This is a genomic window from Bifidobacterium sp. 2450 (assembly GCF_041900695.1).
Classification (GTDB): domain Bacteria; phylum Actinomycetota; class Actinomycetes; order Actinomycetales; family Bifidobacteriaceae; genus Bifidobacterium; species Bifidobacterium longum.
The window spans coordinates 127,075-145,706 of record NZ_JBHEEA010000001.1; the positions used below are offsets into that span (position 1 = coordinate 127,075).

Consider the following 18,632-nt stretch of genomic DNA (forward strand, 5'->3'; position numbering starts at 1 on the left):
TACGACCCCGTGATTGGTCAATGTTGTGAGGCTTTGTTGTGTTTTGCTTGTTTCCGCCTCCTGTATTCCCCTTTGCGCGCATTGATGGTAAGGCTGCCGTCTGTTAATACCCGGCATGAAGGTTGAGGACGGCCAGGAAGCGGTATTTGCATCGCGGTGGCAACCTCTTGTGCGAAGGCACGTTGTTTGGCGGTGTTCCACAGGTCATCGGCGAACACCTCGATGACGGTCCAGCCCAATTGTCGCAGACGTCGACGTTTTTGCTGGTCCCGCACATATTGTTTGCGGAAGCGACGGTGATGATCGCCATCATATTCAATAGCGACTTTGTATTGTGGATAAGCCATGTCAACGGTGTAGGTGTATCCGTTCTCTGAATCGGTAATGCCGTATTGTGTTTGCGGTATGGGCAGGCCGAAAAGCATAAGCACCAAGCGCGTACGAGTTTCCTGAACGGAATCCGAAGGTTTTACGAGCTTCAGCGCCGCCTCACAACGCGCACGGCCAATAACGCGGTGAAAGGCTGTTAGTCGTTGAGCGAATTGTTCAATGGCGTATCCATAACGTCTGATGAGTGCTTCGGCCAGTACCACTAATTCGGTGAGGCTGAGATATTGGGCAAACTGTATCCACGCATCCATGGGATGCATGCAGGTTACGCCGTTTGAAAAGGTGATACTGCTGAACTTTGCATTCCATATGCGATAGTCGATATTGCTCAATGAAGAGCGGGCCCCTTTGCTCTTCACCGTCACATAAAAGTCCTTCTGCGGCAACGTGCTGTGCCTCGGCAACTCCACGCCGCATAATTCCAATGCGGTATACAGCGAGAAACACAACGTACGTTCTGTGCGCACTTTGCCCAGCAGATTCCAACAGGCCGTGTTCTTGGCCGTGGCTTTGGTGTCAAGATCTTTGCGCAGATAGTTGTTGATTTCGCCATTGTGCGACCCATTGTGCGGCACTTCGCTGTATCCGTTCATGCGCCGAGCGTAGCGCATTCCACAGTGGCACAAGGGCAAAACTGGAAAATGGGGATAACTTAAACGGTGCGGACTGGTTATCCACCGGCATATCGTGTGTTGCGCCCGGTTATCCACCGCGATTCGGGAGTGTCGTCCACCGTATAACAGCACTCATCGTGTGCGAACAACTGGCCATGCTCAAACGCTTAGCGCATTTCCGAGAAAATGCCGTACGCAATAGCAATACGAAGGGTATTCCGCTTCCCACAGGGAATACATGCCAGGTTTTGCACATTGTGTTTGGCCTCAGTGCCTCAGTGCGTATGCCTCAGCGCGATCTGATATAAGCCGATATAAGCAACGGGTATAGGAACCCCGGTGCAGCCGCGCGTCGCGGCTAATGTGATGAGCAAACATGACGAAACCGTAGCAAGCCGTGTGATGTGTTGCGCAGAGACCATCCGGCAGAAGAACCTGCCGTGCGTTACAAGCGCAACAACATCGGCACATATCGTGGAAGCACGACGCTGCGGACAAGGGGAGGCTCATATGACGTTGGAGATTTTGGACTGGCATGATGGGGACTTGCTGGCCAAGCCGGTGTTTGACAAGCTCAATGAGCTGGTGGCAGCAGGTGTGCCGGAAAGCAAGATTCTGGGCGTGACCATCAACACCGACGAGGAATCGGACACCGACCTGTGGTGCCCGAAATACGGCATTCCGTTCGAGATCACCGGCAATGTGGTGGTCGTTCACACGCACAAGACCCGCAAGGCGCCGCCGGACTTCGCCGCCGCATTCGTCACGGCCGACACTCGCGCCGATTTGAACGGCGTAGTCAAGCACACGCTGGAGGTCTCCAAGGTCAGTTTTGCGTCGATCGACGCGGCCGTGGAAGCCACCGGCATGGAATCCGGCGGCATGTCGCCGATTGGCTTGCCTGCCGATTGGCCGCTGCTGGTTGATCAGCACATTCTCACGATTCCGAAACTCTACTTGGGCTCTGGCATCCGCCCGTCCAAACTCGTGGTCGATAGCTCCATTTTCGTCGACATTCCCGGCGTCCAGTTCGTCTCCGCACTCGGCAAGCCGCGCGGCTGACGGCTGGCTGTTGGCTAACGGGGCGCTGTGCTTCGATTTCCCATGCCATATGATGGCGAATGATGGTAGGTTTGGCCACGTTGCTTGCCAATGATTACGCACCTGACGCATGATGAATGCATGCTGACGATTGGGATAGTGGAATAACGACCGGTTCGCGCTGGCCCTGCTGGCGCAAACGGTCGGTCGCGCAATGGCCGGAGCAAAGGTGGTCTGGGCTGTCGAATCCGGCGCGCAAGCCCTGCATCATCGCGTCTATGAAAGTGATAACGCCGCACCAGACGTCTTGTTGCTGGATATGCCCCTGACCGATATTCTCGGTCCGGATGTCTGCCGCCGCATCCGCGAGACGCAGGATGCGACCGCCATATTGGGCATTACGTCGTATTCGCTGGACCATTACCGACAGATGGCCATTGATTCAGGCGCGCAAGGGCTGATTGCCAAAAGCGTCACGCCAAGCTTGGCGAGGGATTCCTGACAGCACCGGAAGCCAAGGTGGCCTTGACCTCGGCCGAGCGCCCGACTGCCAGCTTGTCAAAACGAGAACAGGATGTACTGCGATTGTATGCGGCGAACCTCAGTACCGAGGAAAATGCCGCCAAGCTCGGGATTAAAGCCTCCACGATTTTCGTGGTCATGAAGCACGCGAAAGCCAAGCTCGGCGTTGCCACCCGGTCCGAGGCAATTCGTGCCTACCTCACAGCAAATCAGGCCGGATGCGTCTGCACGCTCGATATCCCGGTCTATGCGCATGATCGCGTAGGCCAGATCGTTGGAGATCCGGTCGTGCAGGGCTCGGGCGATGTCATCACGCTCGGTTTGGCGGCGCTCCCGTTCGAGGCGCCGTGCCCGGTCGGCCTGCCAGCGCGGGTTTCCCCAGTGAGACTCATGCCACCGTTGTCCCACTGCTGGCCCCAACTCATCCTGGGGCAAAAGTCGGTCGGCCTCCCGCGATGTTTCCGGAAACGGGAGACATGCCGAAGTCGCTTATGCCGCCATCACGATGTCTGATGCGGAAATGAGACATCGACTGAGCAACTGTGTGGACATACTGTGAACACGTTGGAAACGTCGGTGTGTTATCCTCCCACTCATGTCTGAAACGAACAATGAAACAGCAGTGCGTTCGCGCGCGACAAGCACAACATCACCAAGCAAGGCCAAATTGACCCCGCTGGTTCCCGGCAAAGAGGACCCGAACCGTCCGCTAGTCGAACTGACCCACGTCGAAAAGCACTTCGGTGCTTTGCACGTCCTCAAGGACATCAACCTGACCGTCGCCAAGGGTGAGGTGCTGGTGGTCGTGGGCCCGTCCGGCTCAGGCAAGTCCACGATGTGCCGCACCATCAATCGCCTCGAGACCATCGATTCCGGCGACATCCGCATCGACGGCAAGCCCTTGCCACAGGAAGGCAAGGAGCTCGCGAACCTCAGGGCCGAAGTTGGCATGGTGTTCCAGTCGTTCAACCTGTTCGCCAACAAAACCATTCTTGAAAACGTGACGCTGGCCCTCATCAAGGTGCGTCACATGGACAAGAAGGAAGCCGAGCAACTGGCCATGGACCTGCTCGCCCGCGTGGGCGTCGACTCCCAGGCCAGCAAGATGCCCTCCCAGCTCTCCGGCGGCCAGCAGCAGCGTGTGGCCATCGCCCGCGCGCTCGCCATGCGCCCCAAGGTCATGCTGTTCGACGAGCCCACCTCCGCACTCGACCCGGAAATGGTCAACGAAGTGCTCGACGTGATGGTCGAACTCGCGCATGAAGGCATGACGATGATCTGCGTGACCCACGAGATGGGCTTCGCGCGCAAGGCCGCCGACCGCATCGTCTTCATGGCAGACGGCCAGATTCTCGAAGAGAACACGCCCGACGAGTTCTTCGAGCATCCGCAGACCGACCGTGCCAAGGACTTCCTCTCGAAGATCCTCACCCACTGACGAACCCACTGAAAGACGGGTACGCAATCCAATGACATTCACCAATACGTTCAAACGGAAGGCTTGCCGCGTGATCGCCGCGCTCGCCGCCGTGGCCTGCACAATGTCGCTGGCCGCCTGTGGCGCGGACGAAACCGGCAAGATCCGCATCGGCATCAAATTCGACCAGCCCGGCCTGGGCTTCAAGAAGTCCGGCACCTACGTGGGCTTCGACGTGGACGTGGCCAAATACATCGCCAAGAAACTCGGCTATTCCGAAGACCAGATCATCTGGAAGGAAGCCCCCTCCAAGCAGCGTGAGGCCATGATTCAGAACGGCGACGTGGACATGATCCTCGCCACCTACTCCATCACCGACGAGCGCAAGAAGGCCGTTTCCTTCGCTGGCCCGTACTTCGTGGCCGGACAGGATCTGCTCGTGCGCAAGGACGACAACTCCATCAACGGCCCCGAAGACCTGAACGGCAAGCGCCTATGCTCCGTCACCGGTTCGACCTCGGCCGCCACCGTCAAGGAGAAGTTCGCCTCCGAAGTCCAGCTCATGGAACAGCCCGGTTACGCCGAATGCGCCACCGCCCTGTTCTCCGGCATCGTGGACGCGGTAACCACCGACGACATCATCCTGGCCGGTCTGGCCTCCGCCTCGCGCGGCAAGCTCAAGGTGGTTGGCAAACCGTTCACGCAGGAATACTACGGCGTGGGCATCAAGAAGGGCGATACGCAGCTGGCCACCAAAATCAACAACGCCATCGTGGACATGATTCAGGACGGCTCGTGGGAGAACGCCATCAGCGATAACACCAAGGGCACCAACTACACGCCCGACGTACGCTACAACCCGCCCGTCCCGGACGAAGGAGAGGAGGCCTGATGAGCGGATTCCTGGAACTCTTCAGCCAGTATGACGTGCTCGGCGCGTTTCTGGTCAATATCGAACTGACCTTGTGGTCCGCCCTGTTCTCCCTGATCCTCGGCGTGATCCTCGTGGTGATGCGCATCTCGCCGATTTCCTCACTCAGGGCCGTGGCCGGTGCGTATGTGGAACTGTTCAAGAACCTGCCGCTGACCATCATCATGGTGTTCATGGTGCTGGGTGCCTACGCGCAGCTGAAGCTCAGCTTCTCCGACACCTTCGCCACGAACTTCTTCTGGCTCGCGGTCACCGGCCTGAGCCTGTACACGGCGGCGTTCGTGTGCGAATCGCTGCGTTCGGGCATCAACACCGTGCCGATTGGCCAGGCCGAGGCCGCACGAGCGCTGGGCTTGGGCTTCATGCAGTCCGCTACTGAGATCATCCTGCCGCAGGCCTTCCGAGGCTCCGTGGCGCCGCTCGGCAACACGCTGATCGCACTGCTCAAGAACTCCACCGTGGCCGCCGCCGCATCCGTGGCCACCGAAACATCCTCGCTGATGAGCGAGATGATTGAATTCCGCCCCGACGTGATCATCCAGATCTTCCTGATCTTCGCGCTCGGCTACGTGATCCTGATCATCCCCATCGGCATGCTCACCACGTACCTGTCCAACAAGCTCGCCGTAAGGAGGTGACGGATATGGCCGATACTTCGAATTCCGTGCTGTTCGACGCGCCCGGTCCCAAGGGCCGGCGCACCATTCGCATCGTCAACTGGATCGCAGGCATTCTGTTCGCGGTGGTGCTCGTGCTTATCCTCATGCGCCTGCACAACCCGCCGGACGGCGAGAATCAGCTCAGCTGGGAGCTGTGGAAGCCCGCCATCGAACGCGAAGCGTGGACCGACTTTTACCTGCCCGGACTGTGGATGACCATCAAGGCCACCGTCGTGGCCGTGGTGGGTGCCGTGGTGTTCGGCCTGGTGTTCGGCGTGGGCCGACTGCTGCCGAACCCGCTGGTACGTGGCGTTTCCGCCGCGATCGTCGAGTTCTGCCGTGCGGTGCCGGTGCTGCTGCTCATGATCTTCTTCTGGCGATGGTTCGCGTTCGCGGGCCTGCCCAGCCCGTCCTATTGGGCCGTGGTGCTGGCCTTGGTGCTGTACAACGGTTCGGTGGTCGCCGAACTGGTGCGCTCCGGCGTCGGCAATCTGCCGGGCGGCCAGCGCGAGGCCTCGCTCGCTTTGGGCCTGACCGAAACACAGTCGCTCATGGAGATCGAGGTGCCGCAGGCCGTCTACGCCATGCTGCCGGCCGCCGTCACCCAGCTGGTCGTGGTGTTGAAGGATACCGCCCTAGGCTCGATCATCATGTATACCGACCTGCTGCAGGAATCGCGCCGACTCGGCTCGATGTACTTCAACATCCTGCAGACGCTGGTCATGGCTGCGGTGATCTACTTCGTCGCCTGCTGGCTGCTGTCGAGGCTCGCCGAATGGCTGCCCTCGCGCATGCAGCAGCGTACGGCCGCACCCGCCGAGCCCGAGCCGCTGGCCCCGATCGCCGCCGGTGATCCGTCCAATGTCAACCAGATCGCTGTGGCCAAGGAAGTCGAGGAGCTGCCGCTGGGCGGTGCGCCGCGCAAATACCATGTGCATCACCGTGGCACCAACGCCTCGATTCGCAACTGGCGGCGCACCCGCTACGAACAGGGATATGACGCCACCCAGCCCGAGTCACAGGTTGACCCGGAGACCGGCGAATTCCCGGCGTTCCGCAAGCCCGAAGACAAGCCAGAGGCCTGACGGTCATCTCAATCGCCGCTAAGCCAGCACGAAGAATTTACTGAGTGTTTGACTGGGCTCCGGCTACGTAGCCTTCACGGAGGATAGGTTGGAACATATGAAGATGTTCCGGCACCTATCCTCCGTTTTTGCCATTGCGACCATTGCGCCGCTGGCGTTGGCGGCCACGCTAGCCGCGACGCCTGCAATCGCACAGGCCGACCAGCTGTCCAACCCGGATTGGGTGGCATTGCTCTCCGACTACGAAAAGAACTATTGGCAGGCCCCCACCGATGCCGAACACGGTGGTAAGGTGCTCCGCGCCGATACCATGAAACTCGACGAAGATTTGGCCGTGTCCATTAACCACAAAGCCGCCGAAAATCTCGATAAGGATGGCCTGAACGCCCAACGCAAGCGTGCACTCGTCGACTCCGATCTGCAAGCCGAGGAGACCATGCCGGACGCGCTCGGTCCGGTGCTTGGCAAATATATGAGCGAAGGGCTCAAATCCGGGAAACTCAACGCCGTCGCCGATATCTTCTCCTTTAACGTGGCCTCCACCTACGCCTCAAAACGTGCGGCCATGCATCCGCGCCCCTATCTGAACCGTGCGGAAAGCAGCTACGGCGGCACTAACGATCTCGCCGGACTGCCCGCCACGCTTGACATCAAGCAATCGCCCTCATGGCTCGAACACGTGCCCGGCTACTCGAACTTGCAGAAAAACAGTTCCTACCCCTCCGGCCACACTACCGGTGCCTATTCGTGGGGTATCGCGCTGGCCGGCATGATTCCCGAACTTGCGCCGCAAATCATGGCCCGCACTTCGGAGGCCGGCAACAACCGCATCGTGCTCGGCGTGCATTATCCGCTTGACATCATGGGCGGGCGCATTGGCGCATCCGCCCAGAACGGGCAGTACTGGCATAACGAATTCGCTTCGTCCATCGTGCCCGCGTCCCGGCAGCTGCGCGACTATCTGGTGTCCCGCTGCGCCGCGGACGGCCACGGCACTACCCTCGCCGCCTGCATCGCCAACACCAAGGCCTCCGGTTCGGGCGGCTACACCAACGATTTTTCTGGACCCAGTGGCCACCGAGCCGGTCGTGGACCAAGCCTCGGCCGTGCGCGTCTACACCGCACGCCTGACCTACACCTTCCCGCAAGACACCGCCCAGTCCGGCGCTGATTTCGTGGCCCCGCGCGGGGCGGCGGACGTGCTGCGACTGGCCTATCCCGAACTGCACGCCGATCAGCGCAACGCGATTTTGAAAGCCACTGCCTTGGATTCCGGATACCCCCTATGGCAATCGAGCGACGGCTGGCAGCGTATCAACTGGGCCAAAGCCCTGTGCGCCCGCGTCACCTTGGATAAGCGCGGCGATGTGGCCAAGGTCGAGACCGCTGACCAAGTGGCGCTTGCCGGCCCGAGTGTGGTCAATGCCCAGTACACCGACGCGGGCAATCACCCGGCGTCGGATAGATCGGCGGGTGAAAACAGTGCCATTGCGGCCGGGCCGGATCTTGCCACCCTCCATGCCGTGCAACGACCGGCGTTGATCAGCGTAGCTATCGGTACCGCTGTAATCGCGATTGTCGGCGGAATACGGACGGTTCGACGCAAATCCAAGAACCAGCTTCAGCAGTAATTCAGCCAAAGTTCAGTTTGGAGATTTGCCGAGTTTGCCTTCATACGGTGTCGGCTTCATTTCTCTCCCATACCCTCGGGGGGTGTCATCCGCCGAAGAGCATCATGCTGCGGCGGCACAACCCGAGGAAGGAACGGGAGTAATGCTCCACACCAACAATTTCACCGCGATGTCGCGGCGCGCCATCGCGCTGCTCACCGCTGCGGTGACACTGAGCAGCATCGCCCTGATCGGCGTGCCCGCTGCGACTGCGGACGAGCAGCAGACCACTGCCGAACAGAACACGACTGCCGAACCATCCGTAATCATCAACGAGGTCTATGCTGGCAATACGAAAGCTGCCGGAGACCCGGATAGCAAGCGTTGCGATTGGGTCGAGCTCAAGAACACCGGCTCCACAGACGTTGACGTGAAGGGCTGGGGCATCTACGACAGCGGCAAGAAAGCCAAGAAGCGCTACACCATCGGCACCAGCGAAGTAACGAATACGGACACCGTCATCAAAGCCGGCGGATATCTGGTGGCATACATCGACCCCGACAAGGCCAAGCCCGGCCTGGGTTCCGATGCCGACGAAGTCTATCTGACCACTACCAGCGGCGACTTTACCGATAGCGATGTGGTGGATTCCACGTCATGGAATACCGGTACAACCGGCGTGAAGAAGATGAGCGACAGTCAGTCGTGGTCCCGTAAGGACGATGGCACTTTCGCGCTTTCCAATACGCCCACGCCCGGTGCACAGAACGTGTTCGATGACCTGACTCCGACTCCGCCCACCGGCGAGACCATGACCGTGGACGCATGGTCGGGATTGGCCGATGTGACCACAGTGGATGCCGAAGGCGAATTTGGCGCCAAAGAACAAGGCGGCGACCATACTGACGGCAATCTGTCTGGTCTGGTGTATGAAGCCGGTAAAGACGGCAAGCAAGGCGTGCTGTGGGCGGCCGACAACGATCTGAACCCCACTCTCGGCAACACCGCCGATAAGGGCCCTGGCTCCATCAACAAGTTCGTCTACCAGAACGGCACATGGCGGCAGAATCCCACTGATGGCTGGACCTTCACCAACAACGGTCAGACCAAGGGCGGCAAGCAGCTGCACTTCAAGGACGGCACGGGCGGTGTGGACTTCGAAGGCATCACGCTGATCAACGGAGATTCATCCAAGGGCGTGTTCATCGGCGCCGAGCGCGACAACGAAAACAAGAATGTGCCGCGGCCGTCCATCCTGCAGTATGACGTGACCGAGAAAACCACCGACGCCAACGGCGACGGAGCGCACGATCTGAACGCTACGCACGAGTGAAATCTCACCGCAGCACTCACGCAATTCGGCGTGACACTGGGCCATGGAGCGGACGCCAATCTTGGGGTGGAAGGCATAGCCTTTATTCCCAACTCGGTCCTGACCGCCAACGGATTCCAGTCCAACCTTGACCCGAAGAACGTAGTGACCTACAACCCGGACGGTTTCGGCAATGATTTCGGCGGTCTGTTCTTCGCCGCACCGGAGAAAACCGGTCATATCTACGCCTTCGCGCTGCAAACCGTGAATGGCGAGGACCTGGTACATCCGGTGGCCGATATCGACCTGCCGCAGTCCGCGGTGAACGCCGGCTATGATGGCCCGCGCGATCTGACTTGGGATGCCGAGCACAACCAGCTGCTCGCCCAAAGCGACAATGACGCGAACACCGGTGCCAAAATCGGCACCTACGAATTCAAGAACGGCGTGCTGCAGCTGACCAAGCTGACCGACACTCCGGATGAAATCCGTACGCAGAACACCGAAGGCTTTGCCATCACCCCCGATGCCGAAGCCACCAAGGTAGTGGATGGCAAGATGTATAAGCCGGTGTTCTGGGCAGACGACGGCGTGACCAATGGCCATTCATTGCGTATGGGCTATATGGCAACCAATCAGCCGGTTCCCACCAGCACCACCATCAACCTGCTGAACTTCAACGACTTCCACGGCCGTATCGGCAAGAACCTCACCGTGCCGTTCGCCGCCACCATCGAGCAGCTCAAGGGCGAATACCCTGACTCCTCACTGCTGCTGTCCGCCGGCGACAATATTGGTGCCTCGCTGTTCAACTCTTCGGTACAGCAGGACCAGCCGACCATCGATGTACTCAATGCCTTGGGCGTCAAGGCTTCGGCGGTGGGCAACCACGAGTTCGACCAAGGCTATGCCGACCTTACCGATCGTGTGATCGGCAAGGAGGGCGCGCGCAATGCCCAATGGGATTACCTCGGTGCCAACGTGTACAAGAAGGGCACCACAACCCCGGCTCTGCCCGAGTACAGCATTCAGGAGGTGAACGGCGTGAAGGTCGGCATCATCGGCGCGGTCACTCAGGAAACGAGCACGTTGGTTGCTCCCGGTGGTGTCAAGGACATCGAATTCGGCGATCCGATAGAGGCTGTGAACCGTGTGGCCAAGCAGCTCACCGACAGCGACGAATCCAATGGCGAGGCCGACTTGATTGTGGCCGAATACCATGAGGGTGCAGCCTCCAATGAAGATGACGCCACGGCCAAGCCCACGCTTGACGAGCAGAAGGCCGACAGCCCCGTGTTCAAGAAGATCGTGGACGATACCGATGCAGCAGTGAACGTGATCTTCACTGCACACACCCACATGAAGTACTCGTACACCGATCCCGCGCACAACAACCGGCCGATCATCCAGACCGGTAGCTATGCCGCCAACGTCGGCCAAGTGGTGCTCACCTACAACACGGCCACCGGTGCGGTGTCTTACGACAAGTCCGGCAACACGGCCGTGCAGGTGGCTTCGCAGCCCGCCGACAAAAATGATCCGCACTACAACGATTACGCCGAATACAACGATGGCCTGCTCGCCGCCGCGAATCCGACTGTCGCCAAGGTGAAGGACATCGTGTACCAGGCCCTTAAGGTGGCCGATGAAAAGGGCAGCGAGAAGGTCGGCAGGGTGTCTGCGGATATCACCACCGCATTCAAAGACGGCAAGCGTGACGACCGCGCCTCCGAATCGACCATGGGCAATCTGGTGGCCGATGCGCTGCTCGATTCGCTCAAAAGCGAGGACCGCGGCGCGGCCGAAATCGGTGTGGTCAACCCCGGCGGTCTGCGTGCCGAATTCTGCAAGTCCGGCACCAATGACGACTGCACGCTCGATGCCGACGGCAATATCACCTACGCCCAGGCCAACGCGGTACTGCCGTTCCTGAACAACCTGTGGACCACCACGCTTACCGGCGCGCAGTTCAAGGGAGCGCTGGAACAGCAGTGGCAGACGAACGCGGACGGCAGCACACCATCGCGCGCGTATCTGCAACTCGGACTGTCCCACAACGTGAGCTACACGTATGATCCGGATGCCGCGCAAGGCCATCACATCACCTCGGTGACCGTCAACGGTGAGCCTCTGGACCTGAAACGCAACTACCGTATCGGTTCGTTCAGCTTTCTATTGGAGGGCGGCGATAACTTCCGCGCCTTCGCCCAAGGCGCGAACACCAAGGACACCGGTCTGGTGGACCGCGACGCCTGGATCGACTACCTCAAGGCCAACAATCCGGTTGCCCCGCGCTACGACCGCCGCGCAGTGGACGTCACCGGCATCCCGACCAGCGCGGTCAAGGCTGGCGATTCGTTCACGCTGCACTTCTCGAAGCTTACGCTTACCTCGCTGGGTGTGCCTGACGAGACGAAGCTGACCGCCACCATCGGCGAGCAGGTGGTCGGCGAAGCGCAGGTCGCGAATGGCGATACCGCCGAGCTCAAGGTCACGATTCCCGCCGGAACCAAGACCGGTGATATCAGCCTGACCGTGACTGGTGCGACCAATAAGACCACGGTCGTGCTGCCCGTTGCCGTTACCGGAGTGTCCACCGGAACGGACGGCAAGGATAACGGCAACCATGACGGTAGCGTCAATGCCAATGGCAGCACCAAGCCGCAGCAGACCGAACGCACGGCCGATACCGGTGCCTCGGTTGCGTTGGTCGTGGTTCTGGCGATGCTGTTCGCTGCGGGCGGCGTCACCATCGTGGTCAAGCGTCATGATGCGGCGCGCAAGTAGCGCTTGAAGCCGCGTGCGCTGACACGTACATAACGCAATAGCGCTGGTGCCCTGCCTGATATTCCAATCAGACAGGGCGCCAGCGCTATTGCAGCACAGCAGGTTCTTCAGTGTCGGCGGTATGGTTCCCCAGCAGGTGCCAGCGGGTTCGATGCCGCTGCCGATATGAAAGTCTCCTCGGTCAAGAGCGAGAGCGACAATCTGATAGTCACGATTCTGGCCACTTCGAATTGTGATGATAAGAACGCATCCACGAAATTCAATGATTCGGTCACTCGACTCACGTTGCGGGACAGCGACGATAATGTTGCGGCCGATGCCGTGTTCGATTTTTCGGGTCTATTCCGCGTATACCGCGCAGCTGTCCAGCAAGCGCAAGGGCATGGAAGCTGAAGGCAAGACCTGGAACTACCGCGATATTCTTGCGCAATTCATCACGATGCACAACAAGAATTCAAACGTACTGCTTATCTGGTCGGGTGACTGGCCCACCTACAGCAGCAATTCCGACAAATACTATGTGATTCTTGCCGGTGAGGGCTTCGACTCGACGGATGAGGCTTGGAATTGGTGCAAAGCCAACAATTACGGTCCGAACGACTGCATGCCTGTAGATTTGCAGTAACAAGTGAAATGTGAATGTCGCTACGTTGCTGGGTCTCCTGAGTTGCAAGACGTACAATCGGGAGCATGGCCAAGGACGACGACAGAACCAACAAGCCTGAAGAGGCCGGCAAGTGGGGTACAGCCGGAAAATCCTCAGGAAAGAACAACAAGAATGGCAAGGGAAAGGAATACAAAACCGATCGACGGATCGACAAGGTATTACAGCTCGCGGCGGATCGCATAGACGCCATCGACTCCAGTGCCAGCGTGCCTGAACGACTGGCACGTGCGGCGAAATCCAGTGAACTGCTCAGCGCCGTATGGTCGTTGCCGCCCGCTCAACGTCTTATGTTCCACCACGGCATGCAGGTCACTGATGTCGAAGGCGATTCCACTCCCGGATTCGACGGCAATAAAGAGGACGCCGAGGAGTTCATTTCGATCAGCTCCTCCGAAATCGCCCGATACCAGCGGCTCATGTACGCGAATGGCGTCAAAGGCTCGACACGGCGGCTGCTCATCGTGCTGCAAGGCATGGATGCCTCCGGCAAGGGCGGCATCGTGCGTCACGTGTTCAGCCAAGGTGACCCGATGGGCATCCATTACCATGGCTTCGGCAAGCCTACGGCCGAGGAGCTCGACCACGACTTCCTCTGGCGCGTGAAGCGTGAATTGCCCAAGCCGGGGTGGATTGCCGTATTCGACCGTTCCCATTATGAAGATGTGGTCATGCCGCACGTCTATGGCACCTATCCCGAAAACGTATGGCGTGCCCGCTACGACCAGATCAACGATTTCGAACGTGAACTGGCCGCCAGCGGATGCGCCATCCTCAAGATCTTTCTCGTGGTAAGCCAGGAAGAACAGAAAAAACACTTCCTCGGGAGACTGGACGATCCCACCAAGTTCTGGAAATTCGACATCTCCGATCTCGAGGCCCGCGACCGCTGGGATGAGTATATGGCCGCATGGCAGGAGGTGTTCGAGAAGACCAGCACGGCCGCCGCACCTTGGTACCTCGTACCGGCCGGTAACCGCTGGTATTCGCGAGCAGTGGTCTCCGAACTGCTGCGCACCACCTTGAAGAACATGAACATGACTTGGCCGCCCCTCGAACCCGAGGTGGACCCCGACGAGGTGCGCCGCCGGTTGGCGTGAACGATCCTCCCACTGGCGGAGCCAAGCGCATGGCACGGCTCTTCGCATGGTTCCGCCCGCTGGCGGGAGGCGCCGCATAGCGACGGAGGGTGGCTCGTGCCGCCGGAATAGGCCACTAGGTAGACTGAGCATTATGACTGACGAGAAGGAATACGGATCCCTGGGGCGGCTGGCCCCCGAATGGGACGGTGACGAGCGCGAACGGAATCTTACGGCCGATGACATCTACGAACGATTCTTCGGCTGGGTGGAAGACGTCAAAGGCATCGAACCATGGCCGCATCAGGAAGAGGCCATTATGGACCTCTTGGCCGGCGACCATGTGATTTTGAATACCCCGACCGGTTCGGGCAAATCGCTGGTGGCGCTTGGCATGCACTTCGCCGCCCTGTGCACTGGCCGCCGCTCCTATTACACCGCTCCGATCAAGGCGCTGGTGTCGGAGAAATTCTTCGACTTGGTCGAAGTGTTCGGCCGCGACAACGTCGGCATGATCACCGGCGACAGCCACATCAACGCGGACGCGCCGATCATCTGCTGCACCGCCGAAATCCTCGCCAATCAGGCTTTGCGCGAAGGCACCCATGCCGACGTGGGCCTCGTGGCGATGGACGAATTCCATTATTACGGTGATCCGGAGCGCGGTTGGGCGTGGCAGGTGCCACTGCTCACGCTGCCGCAGACCCAGTTCCTGCTGATGAGCGCCACGCTTGGCAATGTGGACGCCATTGCCGACAAGCTCTCCGATCTGAACGACACCCCGGAAGTGGATGTAATCGCCGACGCGCCGCGACCGGTGCCGTTAAGCTACGAATACACGCTCGATCCGATGGAAAAAACCGTGGAACTCGCCTTCCGCAACGGCGAAACCCCGATTTATGTGGTCCATTTCTCACAGGACGCCGCGCTGGAGACCGCGCAGGCGCTCGCCTCCACCGGCGTGTCCAGCAAGGAACAGCGCCAAGCCATCGCAGAAGCCATCAAAGGCGTCAAATTCACCACAGCCTTCGGCAAGATTCTGCAGCGACTGCTGCGCACCGGTGTCGGCATCCATCATGCCGGCATGCTGCCACGCTACCGCCGCCTGGTCGAACAGCTCGCCCAGCAGGGTCTGCTGCCCGTGATTTGCGGCACCGATACATTGGGCGTCGGCATCAATGTGCCGATTCACTCCGTGGTGCTCACTGCCTTGACCAAGTTCGACGGCACCAAGATGCGCCGCCTGCGCGCCCGTGAATTCCACCAGATTGCCGGACGAGCCGGTCGTATGGGATTCGATACCGAGGGACTGGTGATCGCCGAGGCTCCCGAATACGAAATCGAAAACCGGAAGGCCATCGCCAAGGCCGGGGGAGACCCGAAGAAGCTCAAGAAGGTCAAGCGCAAGAAGGCTCCGGAAGGTTTTGTGACCTGGAACCAGAGCACGTTTGACAAGCTCATTGACGCCGAACCGGAAACCCTGGTCCCGCACCTGAAAATCACGCATTCGATGGTGCTCAACGAAGTGGCGCAGGGCGGCGACGCCCGTGCCCGTATCGACGATCTCATCGACGATTCCGCGCAGACCCCCGACCAAAAGGAGCATCTGCACCAGCGGGCCGACGAGATTTTCCAAACCCTGTTCGATACCGAAGTCATCGAAACCGAGGACCGCAAGGACGGCGGCAAGGACTACTACATGACCCTTGATATGCCGGACGACTTCGCCCTCGACCAGCCGCTCTCCCCGTTCCTGCTGGCCGCGCTCGAACTGCTGGACCCCGAGTCCGACACCTATGCGCTGGACGTGATCTCCATGGCCGAGGCCACGCTCGAAGATCCCAAGCAGGTGCTGCGTGCCCAGGAGCGTCAGGCCCGAGACAAGGCGATGGCCGATATGAAGGCCGACGGACTCGACTATGACGAGCGTATGGATAAGCTGCAGGAGATTACGTATCCGAAGCCACTGGAAGACATGCTCGAAGCCGCGTTCGACCAGTACCGCCACGATGTGCCGTGGGCCAACGACTACTGGCTATCGCCGAAATCTGTGGTGCGCGACATGGTGGAAACCGCCTCCGACTTCACCGGATACATCACCCGATACAACATCGCCCGCTCCGAAGGTACCCTGTTGCGCTACCTCTCGGACTCCTACCGCACGCTGGCGCGTACCGTGCCGCCCGAAAAGCGTGACGAGCAACTCGAAGACATCATCTCCTGGCTGCGCGTGCTCGTGCGCTCCATCGACTCCTCGCTGGTGGATGAATGGGAGAACGCCGGCGATTCTGCCGACCAGTCCGAGGCGGCGGCCTCCTTGGCGGCGCCGGGCAAGAAGAACGCGGTGGTCGAGGACCGACGAGGCCTTATCGTGCTGATCAGAAACGCCATGTTCCGCCGTGTGCAGCTTATGGACCTCGACCAGCCGGACAAGCTTGGCGCGCTCGACAAAGACTGGGGCTACGGCGTGCACGAATGGGAAGATGTGCTCGACGACTACTACGACGAGCACGAGTACGTGGGCATCGGCGCCGAAGCGCGCTCGCCCGAACTGTTCATGTTGGATGACAAGCACGAGAACGACGAGCATACGTGGAAGGTGCGTCAGATTATCGATGATTCCGATGGCGATCGCGACTGGGCCATCGAAGGCATCGTGGACCTCGACGCCACCCAAGACACCGGCGAAGTAGTCTTCCACGACTACAAGGTGAGTAACTGATTCCTTTCTTGGCTCCCCTCTCTGAGGGAAGCCAAGGTGCAGCTCGAACGTCTGTTCGAACACTGGGGTACTATAGGACGCTATGAGTGAGAACGATTTGTTTGGGGCGGCTGATGCGCCGGAGTCGATGACACGGCCGTTGGCGGTGCGCATGCGTCCACGCACTTTGGACGAGGTGATTGGCCAAACGCAGGTGTTGGGCCAGGGCTCGCCGCTGCGCCGCCTCGCCAATCCGGCCAGCAAAGGCAGTCTCACCGCGCCGAGCTCCGTAATCCTGTTCGGCCCTCCAGGCGTCGGCAAAACCACGCTCGCCACCATCGTGGCCGGCCAATCCGGCCGCGTGTTTGAGGAACTCTCCGCCGTGACATCCGGCGTCAAAGACGTGCGCGACGTACTCACCCGCGCTCACGAACGGCTCGTGTCACGCGGCCAGGAAACCGTACTGTTCATCGACGAGGTGCATCGCTTCTCCAAATCCCAGCAGGATGCGCTGCTTCCCGCCGTCGAAAACCGCGACGTGACCTTTATCGGCACCACCACCGAGAACCCGAGCTTTTCCATCATCAAACCGTTGCTCTCCCGTTCGGTGGTCGTCAAGCTTGAGTCATTGGAGCCTGATCAGCTCACCGAACTGGTGCAGCGCGCGCTGACTGATGACCGCGGTCTCAAGGGCGAGGTCAAAGCCACGGACGAAGCCATCGCCGATATCGTGCGCATGGCCGGTGGCGACGCACGCAAGAGTCTCACGATTCTGGAGGCCGCGGCTGGCGCGGTCACCGGCGACGAAGCCCGCAAAAAGGGCGCACGCCGACCCATCATCACCCCCGAAATCGTGGCTACGGTAATGGACGCCGCCACCGTGCGTTACGACAAAGACGGCGATGACCATTACGACGTGATTTCCGCATTCATCAAATCCATGCGGGGCTCCGATCCGGATGCCGCCATCCATTATCTGGCGCGCATGCTGAAAGCGGGTGAAGATCCGTGCTTCATCGCCCGTCGCATCATGATTGCCGCCAGCGAGGAAGTCGGCATGGCCGCCCCGCAGATTTTGCAGGTCACCGTGGCCGCGGCGCAGGCCGTGGCGCTGGTCGGCATGCCCGAGGCACGTATTATTTTGGCCGAAGCCACGATTGCCGTGGCCACCGCGCCCAAATCAAACGCCAGCTATAACGCCATTAACCAGGCGCTCGCGGACGTGGATGCCGGCAAGATCGGCGCTGTTCCGCTGTATTTGAGGAACGCCCCCACCAAGCTTATGAAAGAGTGGGGCAACCACGAGGGCTACAAGTATGCGCACGATTGGCCCGGTGCCGTGGCGCCACAGGAATATATGCCCGAAGAGCTGCGCGGCACCGAATACTACCATCCCAACGATCGCGGCTATGAACACGAAGTCAGCCAGCGTCTTGCCAAGATTCGCCCGATGCTGCATGGCAGGGAACCCGAACAGAAATGAACATAGGGGAGTAAAGTGTAACGCAACAATAACAGTGGGAAAGGGGAGGCGAACACCGGACCGTGTTTGCTGCTCTGATGGAGGGGTGGGGTGGATAGAGGCTTCTAGGCAGAATGGGTGGTGCCTAAACCTATCCGTTCCGGCGAAGGAGCCTCCGATGTCCAAGAGTACCAATGTCAGTGTTTCCATGAGTCCGCAGTGCGCGAGGGCGTGGTGCAGGCTGGAGCGGTCGTTCGAAGCTTTCTTTCTCCTTTTTCTTCCTTTCATTAGCGTGTGGGGCGGGGCCCCGGGGGAAAACCGGGGGCCCCCCCCCCCGGTTTTGGAAACGGGGGAAGGA

14 protein-coding genes and 1 pseudogene are annotated in these 18,632 nt (G+C 59.9%); 14 read left to right on the plus strand and 1 reads right to left on the minus strand.

Translation table 11 applies throughout. From position 1 onward, the window contains the following. Positions 1-17: 17 nt before the first annotated feature. Positions 18-983: an endonuclease domain-containing protein gene (locus ACEUKI_RS00490; RefSeq protein ID WP_179133629.1), complete on the minus strand. Its 966-nt coding sequence runs from the start codon at positions 981-983 to the stop codon at positions 18-20. A gap of 531 nt (positions 984-1,514) precedes the next feature. On the opposite strand from ACEUKI_RS00490, the gene ACEUKI_RS00495 reads away from it, so the two are divergent. The 14 genes and pseudogenes from ACEUKI_RS00495 to ACEUKI_RS00560 all read left to right on the plus strand — a co-directional run bounded on the left by ACEUKI_RS00495 (position 1,515) and on the right by ACEUKI_RS00560 (position 18,295). Then, positions 1,515-2,066, plus strand: a complete 552-nt coding sequence (locus tag ACEUKI_RS00495; protein ID WP_374156340.1) for a YbaK/EbsC family protein — start codon at positions 1,515-1,517, stop codon at positions 2,064-2,066. 193 nt (positions 2,067-2,259) lie between these two features. Continuing rightward, complete coding sequence (locus ACEUKI_RS00500; protein ID WP_374156341.1) at positions 2,260-2,547, plus strand: response regulator; 288 nt, start codon at positions 2,260-2,262, stop codon at positions 2,545-2,547. Positions 2,548-2,564: 17 nt separating this feature from the next. Beyond that, positions 2,565-3,080: a helix-turn-helix domain-containing protein gene (locus tag ACEUKI_RS00505; RefSeq protein ID WP_374156342.1), complete on the plus strand. Its 516-nt coding sequence runs from the start codon at positions 2,565-2,567 to the stop codon at positions 3,078-3,080. 82 nt (positions 3,081-3,162) lie between these two features. After that, positions 3,163-4,005, plus strand: coding sequence for an amino acid ABC transporter ATP-binding protein (locus tag ACEUKI_RS00510; protein ID WP_162097806.1), 843 nt, complete (start codon positions 3,163-3,165; stop codon positions 4,003-4,005). A 31-nt stretch (positions 4,006-4,036) separates the two neighbouring features. Further along, on the plus strand, positions 4,037-4,876 hold the full coding sequence (locus tag ACEUKI_RS00515; protein WP_181896261.1) for a glutamate ABC transporter substrate-binding protein: 840 nt from the start codon (positions 4,037-4,039) through the stop codon (positions 4,874-4,876). After that, positions 4,876-5,553 (plus strand): amino acid ABC transporter permease, encoded by a 678-nt coding sequence (locus tag ACEUKI_RS00520; protein ID WP_007053211.1) that lies wholly within the window; start codon positions 4,876-4,878, stop codon positions 5,551-5,553. The genes ACEUKI_RS00515 and ACEUKI_RS00520 overlap by 1 nt, the downstream gene beginning before the upstream one ends. Before the next feature lie 5 nt (positions 5,554-5,558). Further along, entirely contained in the window at positions 5,559-6,659 is a 1,101-nt protein-coding gene (locus ACEUKI_RS00525) for an amino acid ABC transporter permease (protein ID WP_374156343.1), read from the plus strand. A 97-nt stretch (positions 6,660-6,756) separates the two neighbouring features. Continuing rightward, a pseudogene (locus tag ACEUKI_RS00530) lies at positions 6,757-8,290 on the plus strand (phosphatase PAP2 family protein). A 142-nt stretch (positions 8,291-8,432) separates the two neighbouring features. Continuing rightward, entirely contained in the window at positions 8,433-9,602 is a 1,170-nt protein-coding gene (locus tag ACEUKI_RS00535; RefSeq protein ID WP_374156344.1) for a lamin tail domain-containing protein, read from the plus strand. A 30-nt stretch (positions 9,603-9,632) separates the two neighbouring features. Next, a complete protein-coding gene (locus tag ACEUKI_RS00540; RefSeq protein ID WP_374156345.1) occupies positions 9,633-12,368 on the plus strand; it encodes a bifunctional UDP-sugar hydrolase/5'-nucleotidase in 2,736 nt (911 codons plus the stop codon). Between the two features lie 316 nt (positions 12,369-12,684). Continuing rightward, positions 12,685-12,993 carry a hypothetical protein gene (locus tag ACEUKI_RS00545; RefSeq protein ID WP_374156346.1) on the plus strand — a complete coding sequence of 103 codons (309 nt, stop codon included), beginning with the start codon at positions 12,685-12,687 and terminating at the stop codon, positions 12,991-12,993. A 65-nt stretch (positions 12,994-13,058) separates the two neighbouring features. Continuing rightward, the gene (locus ACEUKI_RS00550) at positions 13,059-14,132 is read left to right on the plus strand and encodes a PPK2 family polyphosphate kinase (RefSeq protein WP_374156347.1); all 1,074 of its coding nucleotides are present in this window, start codon (positions 13,059-13,061) and stop codon (positions 14,130-14,132) included. A 133-nt stretch (positions 14,133-14,265) separates the two neighbouring features. Continuing rightward, a complete protein-coding gene (locus ACEUKI_RS00555; RefSeq protein WP_374156348.1) occupies positions 14,266-16,833 on the plus strand; it encodes a DEAD/DEAH box helicase in 2,568 nt (855 codons plus the stop codon). Positions 16,834-16,915: 82 nt separating this feature from the next. After that, positions 16,916-18,295, plus strand: coding sequence for a replication-associated recombination protein A (locus ACEUKI_RS00560; protein ID WP_374156349.1), 1,380 nt, complete (start codon positions 16,916-16,918; stop codon positions 18,293-18,295). Positions 18,296-18,632: the final 337 nt, after the last annotated feature.

Bases quoted from the DNA above. Each gene is read 5' to 3' on its own strand.
- ACEUKI_RS00490 (WP_179133629.1), bottom strand. From the start codon at position 983: ATGAACGGATACAGCGAAGTGCCGCACAATGGGTCGCACAATGGCGAA.
- ACEUKI_RS00495 (WP_374156340.1), top strand. From the start codon at position 1,515: ATGACGTTGGAGATTTTGGACTGGCATGATGGGGACTTGCTGGCCAAG.
- ACEUKI_RS00500 (WP_374156341.1), top strand. From the start codon at position 2,260: ATGGCCGGAGCAAAGGTGGTCTGGGCTGTCGAATCCGGCGCGCAAGCC.
- ACEUKI_RS00510 (WP_162097806.1), top strand. From the start codon at position 3,163: ATGTCTGAAACGAACAATGAAACAGCAGTGCGTTCGCGCGCGACAAGC.
- ACEUKI_RS00515 (WP_181896261.1), top strand. From the start codon at position 4,037: ATGACATTCACCAATACGTTCAAACGGAAGGCTTGCCGCGTGATCGCC.
- ACEUKI_RS00520 (WP_007053211.1), top strand. From the start codon at position 4,876: ATGAGCGGATTCCTGGAACTCTTCAGCCAGTATGACGTGCTCGGCGCG.
- ACEUKI_RS00525 (WP_374156343.1), top strand. From the start codon at position 5,559: ATGGCCGATACTTCGAATTCCGTGCTGTTCGACGCGCCCGGTCCCAAG.
- ACEUKI_RS00535 (WP_374156344.1), top strand. From the start codon at position 8,433: ATGCTCCACACCAACAATTTCACCGCGATGTCGCGGCGCGCCATCGCG.
- ACEUKI_RS00545 (WP_374156346.1), top strand. From the start codon at position 12,685: ATGCCGTGTTCGATTTTTCGGGTCTATTCCGCGTATACCGCGCAGCTG.
- ACEUKI_RS00550 (WP_374156347.1), top strand. From the start codon at position 13,059: ATGGCCAAGGACGACGACAGAACCAACAAGCCTGAAGAGGCCGGCAAG.
- ACEUKI_RS00555 (WP_374156348.1), top strand. From the start codon at position 14,266: ATGACTGACGAGAAGGAATACGGATCCCTGGGGCGGCTGGCCCCCGAA.
- ACEUKI_RS00560 (WP_374156349.1), top strand. From the start codon at position 16,916: ATGAGTGAGAACGATTTGTTTGGGGCGGCTGATGCGCCGGAGTCGATG.